The sequence below is a fragment of the Citrobacter sp. RHBSTW-00671 genome (assembly GCF_014103415.1).
Lineage (GTDB): Bacteria > Pseudomonadota > Gammaproteobacteria > Enterobacterales > Enterobacteriaceae > Citrobacter.
In genome coordinates, this window is the sequence record NZ_JABXPR010000001.1 from 3,518,113 (window position 1) to 3,534,737 (window position 16,625).

Annotated in this window: 17 protein-coding genes; 8 read left to right on the forward strand and 9 right to left on the reverse strand. The window is 51.0% G+C overall.

The genetic code is table 11. The annotated features are described in order from the left end of the window. Window positions 1–4 precede the first annotated feature (4 nt). The 7 genes from HV261_RS16975 (at window position 5) to HV261_RS17005 (ending at window position 5,991) form a co-directional block, all read left to right on the forward strand. Entirely contained in the window at window positions 5–1,117 is a 1,113-nt protein-coding gene (locus HV261_RS16975) for a 1-propanol dehydrogenase PduQ (protein ID WP_202038932.1), read from the forward strand. Further along, window positions 1,114–2,469: a cobalamin reductase PduS gene (pduS, locus tag HV261_RS16980; protein WP_202038933.1), complete on the forward strand. Its 1,356-nt coding sequence runs from the start codon at window positions 1,114–1,116 to the stop codon at window positions 2,467–2,469. Before HV261_RS16975 ends, pduS begins: the two co-directional genes overlap by 4 nt. Window positions 2,470–2,471: 2 nt before the next feature. Beyond that, complete coding sequence (pduT, locus tag HV261_RS16985; RefSeq protein ID WP_040231922.1) at window positions 2,472–3,026, forward strand: propanediol utilization microcompartment protein PduT; 555 nt, start codon at window positions 2,472–2,474, stop codon at window positions 3,024–3,026. Beyond that, entirely contained in the window at window positions 3,026–3,376 is a 351-nt protein-coding gene (gene pduU, locus HV261_RS16990; protein ID WP_048212006.1) for a propanediol utilization microcompartment protein PduU, read from the forward strand. Before pduT ends, pduU begins: the two co-directional genes overlap by 1 nt. A 4-nt stretch (window positions 3,377–3,380) precedes the next feature. Continuing rightward, the gene (gene pduV / locus HV261_RS16995; RefSeq protein WP_005128040.1) at window positions 3,381–3,833 is read left to right on the forward strand and encodes a propanediol utilization protein PduV; all 453 of its coding nucleotides are present in this window, start codon (window positions 3,381–3,383) and stop codon (window positions 3,831–3,833) included. After that, on the forward strand, window positions 3,818–5,032 hold the full coding sequence (locus HV261_RS17000) for an acetate/propionate family kinase (RefSeq protein ID WP_137382380.1): 1,215 nt from the start codon (window positions 3,818–3,820) through the stop codon (window positions 5,030–5,032). Before pduV ends, HV261_RS17000 begins: the two co-directional genes overlap by 16 nt. A 92-nt stretch (window positions 5,033–5,124) precedes the next feature. Further along, window positions 5,125–5,991 (forward strand): GHMP family kinase ATP-binding protein, encoded by an 867-nt coding sequence (locus HV261_RS17005; RefSeq protein WP_202038934.1) that lies wholly within the window; start codon window positions 5,125–5,127, stop codon window positions 5,989–5,991. A 39-nt stretch (window positions 5,992–6,030) separates the two neighbouring features. Here the strand turns inward: HV261_RS17005 and HV261_RS17010 are convergent, their stop codons facing one another. The 7 genes from HV261_RS17010 to phsA form a co-directional block, all read right to left on the reverse strand. Continuing rightward, on the reverse strand, window positions 6,031–6,366 hold the full coding sequence (locus HV261_RS17010) for a DUF496 family protein (RefSeq protein WP_005128046.1): 336 nt from the start codon (window positions 6,364–6,366) through the stop codon (window positions 6,031–6,033). 238 nt (window positions 6,367–6,604) lie between these two features. Next, window positions 6,605–7,663, reverse strand: coding sequence for an FUSC family protein (locus HV261_RS17015; RefSeq protein ID WP_137382382.1), 1,059 nt, complete (start codon window positions 7,661–7,663; stop codon window positions 6,605–6,607). A 107-nt stretch (window positions 7,664–7,770) separates the two neighbouring features. Continuing rightward, window positions 7,771–8,238 (reverse strand): DNA gyrase inhibitor SbmC, encoded by a 468-nt coding sequence (gene sbmC / locus HV261_RS17020; RefSeq protein WP_005128054.1) that lies wholly within the window; start codon window positions 8,236–8,238, stop codon window positions 7,771–7,773. A 124-nt stretch (window positions 8,239–8,362) separates the two neighbouring features. Beyond that, complete coding sequence (gene dacD / locus HV261_RS17025; RefSeq protein WP_202038935.1) at window positions 8,363–9,535, reverse strand: serine-type D-Ala-D-Ala carboxypeptidase DacD; 1,173 nt, start codon at window positions 9,533–9,535, stop codon at window positions 8,363–8,365. A 151-nt stretch (window positions 9,536–9,686) separates the two neighbouring features. Beyond that, window positions 9,687–10,454, reverse strand: coding sequence for a thiosulfate reductase cytochrome B subunit (gene phsC / locus HV261_RS17030; RefSeq protein ID WP_202038936.1), 768 nt, complete (start codon window positions 10,452–10,454; stop codon window positions 9,687–9,689). Continuing rightward, the gene (phsB, locus tag HV261_RS17035) at window positions 10,451–11,029 is read right to left on the reverse strand and encodes a thiosulfate reductase electron transport protein PhsB (protein ID WP_202038937.1); all 579 of its coding nucleotides are present in this window, start codon (window positions 11,027–11,029) and stop codon (window positions 10,451–10,453) included. Before phsB ends, phsC begins: the two co-directional genes overlap by 4 nt. A 14-nt stretch (window positions 11,030–11,043) precedes the next feature. Further along, window positions 11,044–13,317: a thiosulfate reductase PhsA gene (phsA, locus tag HV261_RS17040; protein ID WP_202038938.1), complete on the reverse strand. Its 2,274-nt coding sequence runs from the start codon at window positions 13,315–13,317 to the stop codon at window positions 11,044–11,046. A 397-nt stretch (window positions 13,318–13,714) separates the two neighbouring features. Between phsA and sbcB the strand changes: the two genes are divergently transcribed. After that, window positions 13,715–15,139, forward strand: coding sequence for an exodeoxyribonuclease I (gene sbcB, locus HV261_RS17045; protein WP_202038939.1), 1,425 nt, complete (start codon window positions 13,715–13,717; stop codon window positions 15,137–15,139). A gap of 39 nt (window positions 15,140–15,178) precedes the next feature. Here the strand turns inward: sbcB and tsuB are convergent, their stop codons facing one another. Next, window positions 15,179–15,406 carry a thiosulfate utilization sulfurtransferase TsuB/YeeD gene (gene tsuB / locus HV261_RS17050; protein ID WP_137383002.1) on the reverse strand — a complete coding sequence of 76 codons (228 nt, stop codon included), beginning with the start codon at window positions 15,404–15,406 and terminating at the stop codon, window positions 15,179–15,181. A gap of 16 nt (window positions 15,407–15,422) precedes the next feature. Beyond that, window positions 15,423–16,481, reverse strand: a complete 1,059-nt coding sequence (gene tsuA, locus HV261_RS17055) for a thiosulfate utilization transporter TsuA/YeeE (protein WP_202038940.1) — start codon at window positions 16,479–16,481, stop codon at window positions 15,423–15,425. Between the last annotated feature and the right edge of the window lie 144 nt (window positions 16,482–16,625).

Genomic DNA, 16,625 nt, shown 5'->3' on the forward strand with positions numbered 1-16,625 from the left:
CGTTATGAATAGCTTTTCACTGCAAACACGATTGTTCAGCGGCCAGGGAAGTCTGGATGTGCTTAAGCGTTTCTCCAATAAACATATCTGGATTATTTGCGACGGTTTTCTCGCACGTTCTCCCCTGATTGAAAAGCTGCAAAATACGCTGCCCGCGGATAATCGCATCAGCATTTTCAGTGATATCACCCCCGACCCAACCATTGGTACGGTAGTCCAGGGGATTGCACAAATGCAGTCCCTGCAACCGGATGTGGTGATTGGCTTTGGTGGTGGCTCCGCACTTGACGCCGCCAAAGCTATCGTCTGGTTCAGCCGTCAGTTTGGTATTGAAATTGAAACCTGTGTGGCCATTCCCACCACCAGCGGTACAGGCTCGGAAGTGACCAGCGCCTGCGTGATCAGCGATCCGGAGAAAGGTATTAAATATCCACTATTTAATAACGCCCTTTACCCTGACATGGCCATTCTTGATCCTACGCTGGTTGTCAGCGTCCCTCCTGCCATTACTGCGAATACCGGTATGGATGTCCTGACACATGCGCTGGAAGCCTATGTATCGATAAAAGCCAGTGACTTCACGGATGCGCTGGCGGAAAAAGCCGCGCAAATTGTCTTCCAGTACCTACCTGTTGCAGTTAGCAAAGGCGAGTGCCTGGCAACTCGGGGGAAAATGCACAATGCCTCTACATTGGCAGGGATGGCATTTAGCCAGGCGGGGCTGGGTATCAATCACGCCATTGCCCATCAGCTCGGTGGTCAGTTTCACTTACCCCATGGACTGGCTAACGCACTGTTACTCACTCGTGTCATTCAGTTTAATGCGCGCGACCCACGGGCGGCAAAGCGCTACGCCCGTTTCGCGAAAGCCTGCCATTTATGCCCGGATAGTGCGAATGATACGGCGGCACTCAATGCGCTCATTCATCATATTGAACAACTCAAAAAACAGTGCGCATTACCGGCATTTATTGATGCACTGAAAGACGAGAAGCATACCTGGTCGCAACGTATACCGTCGATGGTTCAGGCCGCGCTGGCTGATGTCACGTTGCAAACCAATCCCCGCGTAGCCGATGCCAGTGCCATTCAGGAACTGCTTGAGGAATTATTATGAATACAGCCATGACGGCAGAACATGTTCTTTATGACGCACAAACGATACGCGATCGCGTGCGTGCAGCAGGCGTGGTTGGGGCCGGTGGTGCAGGGTTTCCTGCACACGTTAAACTCCAGGCGCAGGTTGATACGTTTCTGGTGAACGCTGCAGAATGCGAGCCAATGCTGAAAGTCGATCAACAATTAATGGCAGTTCAGGCGGCGAGGCTGGTACGTGGCGTTCAGTATGCCATGACGGCAACAGGGGCCAATGCCGGCATTATTGCCCTTAAAGAAAAGTATCAGAAGGCCATCAATGCGTTAACACCGCTTTTACCGACCAACATCAGGATACATATTTTACCCGATGTGTATCCGGCAGGTGACGAGGTGCTGACCATCTGGATGGCAACGGGACGGCGGGTTCCTCCAGCCGCGCTGCCCGTTAGCGTAGGCGTGGTGGTCAATAACGTCCAGACCGTGCTCAATATCGCCAGAGCGGTTGAACAGCAGTACCCCGTTACCCGTCGCACGCTGACCGTCAACGGTGCGGTCGCCAGACCGTTAACGCTGAGTGTTCCCATCGGTATGTCTTTACGCGAAGTCCTGGCACTGGCGGGTGGCGCCACCGTTGACGATCCCGGTTTTATCAACGGCGGTCCGATGATGGGTGGCCTGATAACTTCGCTGGATACCCCCGTGAGCAAGACCACCGGGGGGCTACTAGTATTGCCCAAATCCCATGCGCTGATTCAACGACGAATGCAGGACGAACGCACCGTGCTTGCGGTTGCAAAAACCGTTTGCGAGCAATGTCGTCTGTGCACTGATTTATGCCCAAGACACTTAATCGGTCATGAACTATCACCGCATCTGCTGGTTCGCGCAGTAAACTACCAACAGGCAGCCACCCCGCAGTTGCTGCTCACTGCCCTGACCTGTTCAGAATGCAATGTCTGTGAAAGTGTGGCTTGTCCGGTAGGCATTTCGCCGATGCGCATCAACCGTATGCTCAAACGTGAACTACGGGCGCTTAACCATCGTTATGAGGGACCACTAAATCCCGAAGACGAAATGGCGAAGTACCGTTTGATTCCGGTTAAACGACTCATCACCAAACTTGGCCTCAGCGACTGGTACCACGACGCGCCCCTGTCTGAAGCCGATTACGCCACAGACGAAACAACACTGCTGTTACGCCAGCATATTGGCGCCAGCGCTATCCCCTGCGTGCAAAAAGGTGAGCGTGTTGTTCGTGGCCAATGTGTTGCTGATGTACCTGAAGGCGCGTTAGGTGCATCTGTCCACGCCAGTATTGACGGTCTTGTCAGCGAGATAACCGGGCAATCCATCACGGTAATAAGAGGTTAATCATGTCTCAGGCTATAGGGATTTTAGAACTCACCAGCATCGCCAAAGGGATGGAAGCCGGTGATGCGATGCTAAAAAGCGCGAATGTGAATTTGCTGGTCAGCAAAACCATCTGCCCTGGAAAGTTTTTACTGATGCTCGGGGGTGACGTAGGCGCAGTGCAGCAGGCCATTGCAACAGGGACGTCTCTTGCTGGCGATATGCTCGTCGACAGTCTGGTGCTCCCAAATATTCATGCCAGCGTTCTCCCGGCAATTAGCGGTCTTAACAGTGTGGATAAGCATCAGGCCGTCGGGATTGTTGAAACCTGGAGCGTAGCGGCTTGTATCTGTGCCGCCGATCGTGCAGTTAAAGCGTCCAATGTCACGCTGGTACGGGTGCATATGGCATTCGGTATTGGTGGTAAATGCTACATGGTTGTCGCGGGCGATGTTTCCGATGTCAATAACGCCGTGACAGTCGCCAGCGAAAGCGCCGGGGAAAAAGGTCTGCTGGTTTATCGCTCCGTCATACCACGCCCGCATGAAAGCATGTGGCGGCAAATAGTGGAGGGATAATGGACAGACAACCGCCGACGGATCGCATGATCCAGGAATACGTACCCGGCAAGCAGGTCACGCTGGCGCATCTTATTGCTAATCCAGGTAAAGATTTATTCAAAAAACTGGGGTTGCAGGATTCAGTCTCGGCCATTGGTATTTTAACCATTACGCCCAGTGAAGCCTCGATTATCGCCTGTGATATCGCCACGAAATCTGGTGCGGTAGAGATAGGTTTTCTCGATCGTTTTACCGGTGCAGTCGTACTGACGGGCGATGTTTCAGCCGTTGAGTACGCGTTGAAACAGGTAACCAGAACGCTTGGCGAAATGATGCGTTTTACTGCGTGCCCTATTACCCGGACGTAACCACATGAAACGCATCATGCTAATTGGCCCCAGCCAGTGCGGTAAAACCTCACTCACACAATGTCTGCGTGGAGAAGCACTTCATTACCAGAAAACTCAGGCGATTGTCTGGTCGCCAACGACAATAGACACGCCGGGTGAATATCTTGAGAACCGCTGCCTGTACAGTGCGTTGCTGGCCAGCGCCTGTGAAGCTGACATTATCGCTCTGGTACTGAATGCCGACGCCCCATGGTCACCTTTTTCCCCCGGCTTTACTGGCCCAATGAACAGACCTGTTATCGGCCTCGTCACCAAAGCCGATTTAGCTAACCCCCAGAGAATTTCACTCGTAGAAAGCTGGTTGGTGCAGGCAGGAGCGCAGAACGTGTTTATCACCAGCGCGCTGGAGAATACCGGGGTCGATGAGATGTTCATTTTTCTGAATGCAAAGGAACCGTCATGTCTCACAAAATAATGGCCATAAACGCGGGTAGCTCTTCACTTAAGTTTCAGTTACTGGCGATGCCGCAGGGTGAAATGATCTGCCAGGGACTGATTGAACGTATCGGGATGTCTGACGCGCAGGTCACGCTTAAAACACCCGTACAGAAATGGCAGGAGACGTTACCCGTTGCCGATCACCGTGAAGCAGTAACACTGTTACTGGAAAAACTGCTTAGCCTGAACATCATCAAGAGTCTGGAAGAGATCGATGGCGTCGGTCATCGCGTCGCACATGGTGGTGAGTCTTTTAAAGACTCCGCCCTCGTCAACGATGAAACACTGGCCGAAATCGAGCGTCTTGCAGAACTGGCGCCACTGCATAACCCGGTTAATGCGCTGGGGATCGCAGTTTTTCGTCAGTTATTACCCGAGGCACCTGCCGTCGCAGTTTTTGACACTGCTTTTCATCAAACGCTGACTGAGCCGTCTTTTGTTTATCCTCTGCCCTGGCGCTATTACTCAGAGCTGGGAATTCGGCGTTACGGTTTTCATGGTACCAGCCACAAATACGTCAGTACCGCGTTGGCTGAAAAGCTGGGCGTCCCGCTCAGCGCACTGCGCGTCGTATGCTGTCATCTTGGTAATGGCAGCAGCATCTGTGCCATCAAGGGCGGAAAATCGGTGAATACCTCGATGGGCTTTACACCACAGTCTGGCGTGATGATGGGTACGCGCAGCGGAGATATTGACCCGTCTATTTTGCCGTGGATTGCCCTGCGCGAAGGCAAAACACCGCAGCAACTTAACCAACTCCTCAACAATGAATCGGGATTACTTGGGGTTTCCGGTATCTCATCAGACTATCGTGACGTTGAACGCGCCGCAGACGAAGGCAACTCACAGGCTGCTCTCGCACTTACGCTGTTTGCAGAACGAATTCGCGCCACTATAGGCAGTTATATTATGCAGATGGGCGGTCTGGATGCTTTGGTATTTACGGGTGGAATTGGTGAAAACTCAGCCCGAGCACGCGCTGCGATTTGCCACAATCTGAATTTCTTAGGTCTGGCTGTTGATGATGAAAAAAATCGGCGCAACGCAACCTTCATTCAAACTGAAACTGCGCTGGTCAAAGTGGCCGTTATAAATACCAATGAAGAGTTGATGATCGCGCAGGATGTTATGCGTATAGCGATATCAGAAACTGTGACATTGGGCATTCCTGCTTAATCCTGCTGCACCGCAAATTGCGGCAAATCATGGTAATAGCGCGATCGCCATGACACTATGCGCCGAGGATTGCTGATCACAAAGGTGAAGATGTGGCTGTTGCGCAATGTCCCGCATCGTGCGGAGAACTTATCCAGGGCTGGATTCTGGGCAGTGAGAAACTGGTCTCCTGCCCGGTTGAATGGTATAGCACCGTCGAGGTCAGTTCAGGTTCACCACGAGTGGATGAACGCCCACTTTCGCGAGCGATGGTTGACCGGTTATTGCAGCACTGGCACTACCCGGCGCATATCAGTCAGGGTATTCGAATAGATATCCAGTCAACGATTCCCATTGCGAAAGGAATGGCCAGTAGCACCGCGGATATTGCCGCCACCGCGCTAGCCACCGCTCATTTTCTGGGTCATCAGCTAGATGAACCTACTCTGGCGCAGCTTTGCGTTTCTCTTGAACCTACCGACAGCACCGTTTTCCATCAGTTAACCCTTTTCGATCATAACGACGCCTCTACGCAAATTCCCTGTGAAGCGCAGCCCCAGCTTGACCTGTTGGTTCTGGAAAGCCCGGAAACACTACGTACCGCAGATTATCACCGCATTCCGCGCCAACCCGGGCTACAGGCAGGTGCTCCCGCGCTTAAACGCGCATGGGAAAAAGTACAGGAAGCCTGTATTAGTCAAAATCCCTATCGGATGGGAGAGGCAGCCACGCTTAGCGCAATCGCCAGCCAAATGTTGTTGCCAAAACCAGATTTCGATTCGCTATTGGCGCTGGTAGAAGAATGTGATTTATACGGGGTGAACGTTGCGCACAGCGGCAGCGTGGTGGGTCTGATGCTGGACAGAAAACGTCATGATGTTGATTACATCAAATGGATGCTGGCACAGAAAAAACTGACAACTCACTGGCCTGAGCAGCATTTACTGCGGATGGTAACAGGTGGGGTAAAACTACAGTAGGGGCCGCCGCTTAGCAGTGCCCCCTACTGCCATAAAACGTTACTCTGCTTTCGCTTCGCCGTTTTTCACTTCACCCATGGCTTTCAGCTTTTTAGAGATATCACGACGCTCTTTAGAGATCTCTGCATTTTTGATGATGTAATCATCTACACGATCTTCATAGTCGCTTTTCATGCTGGCGATGATACCCTGGATAGCATCAACGCTCATGCCCGGCTTGATGTAGTCGCTCAGGTTGTCCAGCAGCAGGACGCGTTTCTGGTTGTCACGGATCTTTTTCTCAACGTCCTGGATTTCACGTTGCAGTTTGTTTTTACGACGGAACAGACGAACAAATTCCAGCACGTCCTGGAAAGAAGGCTTGGTAGTTTCCATTTTTACACCCCTGATAATGTGAGATTCGGATTCGTTAAAACAACGGCTAAAGTGGGTCAACATTACTTTCATGCCCGCCATACTTCAAGTTGCATCTGCATTGATAATGCATGGCTGAAACCTGAATTATCGAGGGTAAAGCCATTGCAGTTACCAATGGTTTTAGCCTTTTTCAATATCATACCCTTAATCTTTGCTGAATCGAAGCAGCAGTAGAACCAATCCCCTCATCTGCTCTTTATTTGCGCAGCGCGCGACAAATTAAATGTGAGAGCAATTCCAGTTGCCGTGCCATCTCCATATTCAACCAGACATAGCCGTGAATAGGTGTTTCAGCAACATTATCGCCTTTATGCTCAGCGATGAGTTGGCGTAACTCCTCCACGGTGTCGTTGAGTTTTTCCGTATTGGCAAGTATCGGCTGTGGATTACCTTCATATAGCGCATGAGTGATCGTGAGTAACGCCTGTTGCGTTCTGAGCTGAGTTTCACGCAGGGTATGCGCGTTCAGCATCACAAAGTGGCTGGTACGCGTCGCCCACAACGCGTTGATTTGCAGCTCAAGCATGCACACCAGATTGCGGTTAACCGTCTGAATAGCTTCAAAGATTGATTTTTGGATGTGGGTCTCTTTGCTGGCAGGAACAATTAGTCCACGCATTTTGACAACGTCACTCAGTAGTTGTTGTAAATGCTTCTCCAGTCGGGGCTGTTCGAGCAAGTTAGGTGACAACGCAGCCTGATACACCCGGTTATACCCCGTGACACAATGCGCCAGTTGAATACGCCAGTGAATAAATGCCCGCTGCGGCCAGATGCCGGTAAACAGCATCGCCAGTAACGATCCCAGAATCACGTCACCACCGCGCCACAACGCTGTATTCATGTCACCCGCGGGAGCCCCGACGACGACGGCAAGCGTTATGCCAATCAGCAATGCCTGATAGGGTTTTTTACCTAATGCCAGCCAGCCGCAGAGAAACATCGCCACTGCGCACCATATCAGCATAAGCGGAAGTGACAGGAGTTCGAGACGCAGAGCAACCAGCCCAAGTACTGAGCCCAGAATCGTCCCGCCAATGCGTTCAAGCGCTCTTGGGACGACGTTACCCCAGAATGAAATGGGCCCCATAATCACCACCAGCGTGATCAGAGGCCACGTACCTTCAGGAATATCCAACAGGCGAACCAACAGAAAAGTAAGAAGAAACGCCAGCGCAATGCGAATACCGTGCACTACGCGATAATGACGATACAAACGAATTTCAAAAGGACTCAGCGACTTATCGGCACGCACTCATCCACTCCGTCAGGGAATAGCAAAGAACAGAATTGTACCTGCTTTTTTAGTGAAAACATCATCGTTATCACCAGGACTTTCACCCTGATTTACGCAAAAAACAGCTACTTCGGCTGTACTGGCACATACATTTCGATGTCCCAGTAACCGTCTTCCATGCCATTATTCATATAAATCTCAAAACAGGGTTTGGCTGCTATCTGGTATGTTGCGTCCTGCAACAGAAGATTAAAAAATTGATACCATGGCGTCGCAAAGTCATGATTTTCAACACGAGCAACAGCAATAGCATACTCGCCACCGGCCAGCTCAGTCAGTATCACTCCTTCGCTGTTCTCTGGGATCTCGAAATTCTCTGCGACGGAAACCACAGTATCGCAGCGCAGTTTGTCAGCAGGCACAACATCCGGGTTGTCGTAATAAACGGCGATCCATTCCAGCGGCACTATCTGCTTGTCATCCACCCACATGACTAACTGCTCAAAACCCTGCTTTACCGTTTGCTCCCACGGTCCAACCATATGAAAACCGGCAATCCTGCGTTTATCGACCTGCTTTATCTCGTACTCCATATAACCTCCGTTATTACACTGTATTTATATACAGTGTAATTTTTGTATATTACGGCCACAAGGAAATAGTGATTATTATGTGAGCAGTTTCGCACTCTTGCCAGTCAGTAGCATGGGTGAAAAATTACACCTTATGGTGGAAGTAATCGCTCAGACGCGAAAATAGGCCGCCTTTACTGACCGATTCCAGAGTGACCAGTGGCCAATGCGCCACCAGCTTATCCCTGTCATAGAGTTCAATTTCCCCCACGCGTTGATGCGCGGCAATAGGCGCTACCAATTCTTTCTTATCAAGAACATATTTTGCTTTGATATTCTGGACTTCAGCCTTAGGCAGTGCCATCCAGAAATCCTGCTCGGTGCCGAGGCTAATGTTTTCTTTATCGCCATACCAGATTCGTTCGACGCCGACTTGCTTACCGCTACGCAAAACCTGCACCGTATCAAAATTTTGTTGCCCCCACTGCAGCAGTTTGCGTGCCTGATCCTCGCGCCCTTTCGCGCTCTCGGCGCCCATTACCACGGCAATCAAGCGACGCTGTCCGTCAACTGCAGAGGCGATCAGGTTAAATCCGGCCCCGGATGTGTGCCCGGTCTTCAGGCCATCGATGTTCATCGTTTTATCCCACAGCAGTCCGTTACGGTTTTGCTGCGTGATACCGTTCCAGGTAAGACTCTTCTCACTGTACATGTGGTAGAACTCAGGTTCCCCGTGAATAATCGCCCGGGACAACACGGCCAGATCGTAGGCCGAGCTATGCTGGCCTGGCGCGTCCAGCCCATGCACCGTTTCGAAATGTGTATCTTTAAGCTTCAGCTTCTCAACGTAACTGTTCATCATCGCGACAAACTGTGGCTGCCCACCCGCGATGTAATCAGCCAGCGCGACGCATGCGTCATTGCCGGAATCAACAATTAAACCGCGACTTAAATCACGTACTGAAACGCGATCGCCTTCTTTCAGGAACATTAACGATGAGCCAACAAACACCGGATTATCTTTCGCCCATGCGTCACGTCCGACAGTGACGATATCCGTTGGGCTAATGCGATGGCTATCAATCGCACGATCGACAACATAGCCGGTCATTAACTTGGTCAGGCTGGCGGGGTTGCGTTGCTGGTGTTCATTACCGGCGGTCAGGATTTGGCCCGTGGTGTAATCCATAAGCACCCACGCGCCAGCATTAATGGCGGGAGGCCGGGGGGCAAAACTGGCGACATCAGTCGCATAAGCGGACGAAAAGCTAATCGCGAATAGCGAAGCGGCAATAAACAAACGGCGTTTCAACAGCATGTCCTCATAACCAGGAGAAATAGCCGTTCTTTTTACGGAAGTTCTGCCGAACAAACATGGATAAATTGCAAGAAAATGTGACATAAGGCACATTTTCTTGCTATTAAAGAAAGAATGTCAGACGGGCTTCCCCTGCAAAATCCGCGCAGGATTAGCCTTTATGTGATGCGGTTTCTGCATGATGGCTGCGATGACGGTGATAGCCGTCAATCATGCTGCGAAAGATTTGCCCCGGCGTATCACCCAATGTGCACAGGTAAATATGTGCGCAAATGAACAGAATGCCAACAATCGCCAACACCATATGCAGCACCAGTACCACCGGCCCGGCGCCTATAATCTGCGGGTAAAGACAGAGCAACCCGGTAATGATTAACAGCGGAACCAACGCATACATGATGGCCAGATAGGCTAACTGTTGCAGGGGGTTAAATTTATTCTCCGCTGTTGCCGCAAACGGATGTGCCTCACCTTTCATTATCCCATACAGATAAAAACGCGTTTGTAGCAGGCAGCGCTTTATCAACCCGCTGAATTGCACACGATAGTGGCAACCGTTGCCGCTGGTGGCATTGATCATGACGAAGCCAATCCAGAAAGCCAGTAATGCGAATCCACACCAGGTGTGCACCTGCACCATCAGCGCTACCGGTCCGATAGAAAAATGGCCGAACAAACCGCTGAGCAGAAGCAGGATAAAAAGCAGCGCATTTCCCCAGTGCCAACGGCGGACAGCCAATGAGTAAAGATAGTCACGGTGCTCTTCTCCGGCTGCCGTTTTGGGCGCCAGCATTCGACGCAGCAGCGCATGTACCACCAGACCGGCAATCATCAACAGAATGACTACGCCTGCATAAATGAGCCACAGCGGCCAGTAGTCTGGCGCATAGTTAAGCTCTGCTCCCCAGATAGAATTCATACTTTTCCCTCCTGATGGATCTCTTTACGCCGGAAAATACTCACCGCACCGCTGCGCGTATCCTGCTGACGGTAAACCTCTTTTTGATGAATCCAGTGCTGAATTTCAGGGTCATCACGGCGACCAAACTTCAGCGCATCCGTAGGGCATACGGAAACACAGGCAGGCGATTGTCCAGCGTCCAGACGGGTGTCTGCGCAAAAGTTACATTTATCTGCAATTCCTGTTTGTGGGTTCAGGTAGCGCACATGGAACGGACAGGCGGCAACGCAATAATCACAGCCAATACAGCGGGACTTCTCCACCTGCACAATGCCGTTTTCGTCCCGAAACGAAGCGCCAGTCGGACAGACGCTGACACAAGGCGCATCTTCGCAGTGCTGGCAGGAGACGCGGACAAACTGGAAGTGAGACAGCACCTCAGGTTCGTTTTCCGGTGAGCGGATCTGCACCTGCAGCCGGCTAAAACCTTCTGGCACGTCATTCAAAACTTTGCAGGCAACCGTGCACGCCTGACAACCAATACAGCGTTTCTCGTCATGCAGCATGACATACGGATTTGTTGACTGATTCATGATGTTCTCCTTTCTCATGCCCGACGAAGCGTAACGCCAGCGGTATGGACCACCGTGCCGGATACCGGACTGGTCACATGTGGAAGCAAGTTTCCACAGTGAATCCCATGCGTTGTCGCTGCGGTTTTTGCGCCGGCCTTGGCGCCGAATCCCATATAGACGAACAGCGTATCGGGTCGAATACCGGCAGTGACCAACGCTTTACCTTTCTCCTTACCCGTCGCATTTTCAAGCCAGATGTCATCGCCGCTTTTAATCCCTTTTTCTCCAGCCGTTTTCGGGTGGATCCACACCGCGTTATCCCACATCAGCTCGCTGAGTAATGGGACATATTGCGTCGCGCCATTGGTGTGAACCGCGACTTTGCCTTGAATGAAATAGAGTTCATTGTCGGCCTTGAGCGCAAAATTGCGTGCACGCGGAATACCATAGCCCGGCAGGAGTGTCTCCAGTTCTTCGGAATAGAGTTCGATCTTTCCGGATGGGGATTTGAAGCGCAGTTGTTCGCCATACGTACCGTCATTGTCAGCGGCCACTGCTCCCGGATACTGCGCAGTAAACTGGCGTACCGATTCAGGCTCACGGAGTAACAGCGGTACGCCCCACTCCCGATACCCCTTCTGGCGCAGTTCAGCAGATAACGCATGGTCACCATTGAGCTGATACAGCTGGCGTACTTGCATATCTTGCCACGGATAGAACTGCCCAAGACCCAGTTGCTCGCCCAGCTCTTTCCAGATTTGCCAGCTTGGGCGCGCATCACCGATAGGCTCAACGACCTGCTGGCGCAGCGCATAGGCTGGATTCAGCCCCGACATATCAGAGACTTCTTCATCGCGTTCGAGATAGGTGCATTCAGGTAACAGGTAATCGGCATAGGCCGCGCTTTCACTTAAATAGACATCGCAGCTCACCACCAGATCCAACTGCTCAACAGTTTTGACCAGATCCGGCCGACAGGTCACAGTTTGAAAAGGGTTATGCCGGGACATAATCCATCCTTTCACCGGATAAGGCGTCTGGTTTAACACAGCATCGATAATGCTCTGCACCACCCCACCACCCGCAGCGATATATTTGAATTGCGGCGCGACCAGGTCAATACGCTGCGCCGTTGGCTTAGGGAGTTTGGCATCCGGTTTCGCCAGCACCGGGGCCACCTTCTCTCCGGCCAGCTTATTGTAGGTTGCAGCCGCTTTTTTCTGGTACATGCCGCCTTCGCGCTCAATATTTCCCAGCAGCACGTTGAGGGTGAAAATCATGCGCCGCATGTCGATCTCTTCCTGCGAAAAAGTCGCACGGTGACCGGGGCTGACAATCGCATGGGGGGCGCAGGCCGCCATTTCGCGAGTCACCCGGGTAATGACATCCGCAGGTACGTCGGCCAAATTTTGTGCCCATTCCGGCGTGGCCTCTTGTACCGCCTCTGCCAGTTGGTCAAAACCTGTTGTGTAGCGTTCAACGAATCCCGCGTCATACAATTTTTCAGTAATCATGACGTGGCACATCGCCATCAGCACCGGTAAGTCTCCCCCCGGTTTAATCGCATGCCATTCATCCGCCTTACTGGAAAATACCGACAGTCGGGGGTCGAAGCTGACCATCTTCGCGCCCTTCTCTTGTGCGGTCATCAGTTCATGAGTATCGGCAACCTCAATTCCTTCATAGAGGTTATGTCCAAAAGAGACCATATAGCGGGTGTTGGCGATATCCATTGCTAAATCCCCACCCATCATTACTTTGGCGGCTATGGCTTTACCTGCTGGACAAGTTGAAGCGTGCGTGAAGGTATTTGGTGAGCCAAAAGCCGTCGCCAAATGAAATAAATGGCCGGAAAGCGAACCGGATTTAGAGGAGAAGACAACGCCCTGCGGTCCGTATTGATTTTTTATTGCCGTCATCTTTTCGGCAATTTCTTGATATGCCTGTTGCCAGCTAATGACCTGCCATTCGCCACTGCCACGCGGCCCGGTGCGTTTCATCGGTTTCACAATCCGGTGCGGGTCGTTTACCAGGCTAACACCGCTGCCCCCGCGAGCACAAACGCGCGTGCCTTGCTGAGGGGCATTAGGGTTTCCCTGGATAAAAACTGTTTTATTATTAATCACCTGAGCCTGAATTGGACAGCGAAAGGAACACATTTCACACAGACTTGGCGTCAGGGATGTTTTCCCTTTAATGCTCTCTGGCGAATTTCGCGCCAGTGCGCCAGGTGGGAAACTGCCTATTGCACAGGCCGAGCAGCCAATACCCACGCCCCGCAAAAAATTACGCCGACTAATGCTCATATAACCTCCTGTTATTAGATATATCCAATGATTATATGGCCTTTAAATTATTAATTTTTAACCTTACTCACATTTCATTACAATGAAACTCCGTTAACTGGCAAGAATAAAACCCATTGTTTATAAAAGAGTTTTAAAGTTTCCAGAATGCGCTGGCAAACGTAAAAATAACAATAATGGTTCTCAATTAGCTTATTTATAAACTCAGAAGATAACGTTTTCTTATTTCATGAAATATCTTTAAAACCCCAAATCTATTAATTCGTTTTATTTTAATCACGTTTACCGCAATTTTATTGCGGCCACCGCCGAGCATTGATAATCCCGTTGCTGATTACCACGCTATTTTTTGGTATTCTTAGCTAAGCGCTAAATTGATCCCGGACATAACTGAACAATGAATGACGGCAAGCAGCAACCTGGTTTTCTCTTCCACGATTACGAGACCTTTGGTACCCATCCGGCACTGGACAGACCCGCGCAGTTTGCGGCCATCCGCACAGATAGCGATTTCAACATCATTGGCGATCCCGAAGTCTTTTACTGCAAGCCCGCCGACGACTATCTGCCACAACCAGAAGCGGTACTGATAACCGGTATTACGCCGCAAGAAGCACGTGATAAGGGTGAGAACGAAGCCGCTTTTGCTGCCCGCATCCATGCGCTGTTTACCGTGCCGAAAACGTGTATCCTCGGCTATAACAATGTGCGCTTCGATGATGAAGTGACACGTAATATCCTGTATCGCAATTTTTATGATCCCTACGCCTGGAGCTGGCAGAACGACAATTCTCGCTGGGATTTGCTGGATGTGATGCGCGCCTGCTATGCGCTACGACCGGAAGGGATCAACTGGCCAGAAAACGACGACGGTCTACCCAGTTTCCGTCTTGAGCATCTGACCCGCGCCAACGGCATTGAGCATGCTAATGCTCACGATGCGATGGCAGACGTGTATGCCACCATTGCCATGGCGCAACTCGTAAAGTCACGTCAGCCACGTCTTTTTGACTATCTCTACAATCACCGCAATAAACACAAGCTGGCTGCGTTGATTGATGTCCCGCAAATGAAGCCCTTAGTGCATGTATCTGGGATGTTCGGTGCATGGCGAGGTAACACCAGTTGGGTTGCCCCGCTCGCCTGGCATCCGGATAATCGTAATGCGGTTATTATGGTCGACTTAGCCGGTGATATTTCTCCCTTGCTTGAACTGGATAGCGACACCCTGCGCGAGCGTCTTTACACCGCCAAAGCCGATCTGGGAGATAACGCCGCGGTGCCAATTAAACTGGTGCATATCAACAAATGCCCGGTTCTGGCACAGGCTAATACGTTACGTCCGGAAGATGCCGAACGTCTCGGTATTAACCGCCAGCATTGTCTGGATAATCTTAAAGTCCTGCGTGAAAACCCGCAGGTACGCGATAAAGTGGTGGCTATTTTTGCCGAAGCAGAACCCTTTGCGCCATCGGACAACGTAGATGCGCAGTTATACAACGGTTTTTTCAGCGATGCTGACCGTGCCGCAATGAAGATCGTTCTGGAAACCGAACCTCGCAATTTACCCGCACTGGACATCACTTTCGTCGATAAGCGCATTGAAAAACTGCTGTTTAATTATCGCGCGCGCAATTTCCCCGGGACACTGGATGAGGGAGAGCAGCAACGCTGGCTGGATCATCGTCGTCAGGTATTCACACCGGAGTTTTTGCAAAATTACGCGAATGAATTGCAGATGTTGAGTCAGCAATACGCTGACAACAAAGAGAAACTGATGCTACTGAAATCGCTCTGGCAGTATGCGCAAGAGATAGTCTGAAGATGAAATGCCCTCCGCCAGACGGCGGAGGGATCGTGTTTACGCTTTCTGCACCGTAATACTCCAGGCGGCGTCACCCACCTGTTGATAATCAGTAATCACGTGCCCCTCTTCGGCGGCCCATTGCGGGATTGCCTCAGTTGCCTGGGTACAGTCAAACTCGATCACCAGTTCATCACCACTTGCCATTTCTGCCAGTGCCGCTTTTGCTTCAATCAGTGGAAACGGACAAACCTGCGTGACCACATCCAGTTTTTTAATTGCCATCATCAAATCCTTACGCTTAATTTGCCGCAGCAGCGGTTAGTTTTGCCTTACGCTGCGGTCTGATATACACAATCCATGACGCAGTCCAGACGCCGAGAATCATAAAGACCAGGCCAACCCATCCCTGCCAGGTCATCATCGCCGTCATAACCAGACCGTTGCCAATCGAACAACCCCCCGCGATGCTGGCACCAAAGCCCATTAACAGACCGCCAAAACCGCTACGCAGCGTGGTGGGTGCGTCGGCTGCACGAACGCGAAATTCGCGACTGGCTTTCGCTGCAATAAATGAGCCGAGAAAAATGCCCAGCACCAGGAACACTCCCCAGTTAATAAACTTACTGTCGCCTGCGACAAGGAATTGCAAAATATTAGCGGTTGGTGACGTGATACCCAGGCCAAACATTCGTCCGGTTGCTTCGCTCAGCGGCCATGCCAACAGCGCAATTAGCCCGATCAGAACCGCAGTAACAAATGGATGCCAGCGCTTCTCAAACAAAATATGCGCAAGGCCGGTACGACGAGGCGGTAGCGTAGCGACTTTCAATTTTGGTTTTCTCAGCTCTTTCGCCACCACCCACAATGTAACCGCCAGCAGAATAGCGATCAGTGGCCATACGGACAGGTTCAACGTATCGGCAATGGAGTTATACTCAGTACTGTAGGTTTTCAGCGCCTGATTCAGTCCACTCGCATGCGTAGAGCGCATCACCGCACTCATCACCATATAGGTAAATAGCGCAATCCAGCTACCGATAAGCCCCTCTCCTGCACGGTACCAGGTTCCGGTAGCACATCCGCCCGCATAAACAATTCCGATACCAAAAACATAACCACCAACAACGGTTCCCAGCCATGGGAAAGTGCCGGCATCATAGGAGAGCACACCCGCCTGGATCAACGCAAAGACACCCACGCTTTGCACAGAGATGGCTATCAGTAGCGCATAGAACATACGATTGTTTTTCGCAATATACATATCGCGAAAGCCGCCCGTCAGACAGAATCGCCCACGTTGCATGACAAAGCCAAGCAGCGCGCCACAGATGAGCCCGCTTAAGATCATTGAAAACATAAATTAATTAGCCAGAAGTATATTAGTCAGGAAATTATTCATGACTAACTGGTTCAGAACCAATAACCAAATTCTCTAATTTAGAACTAACGGTTATTAATACTGGCTGGAAATAAAGCGCAGGAATAAAAAAACCGGAGAACA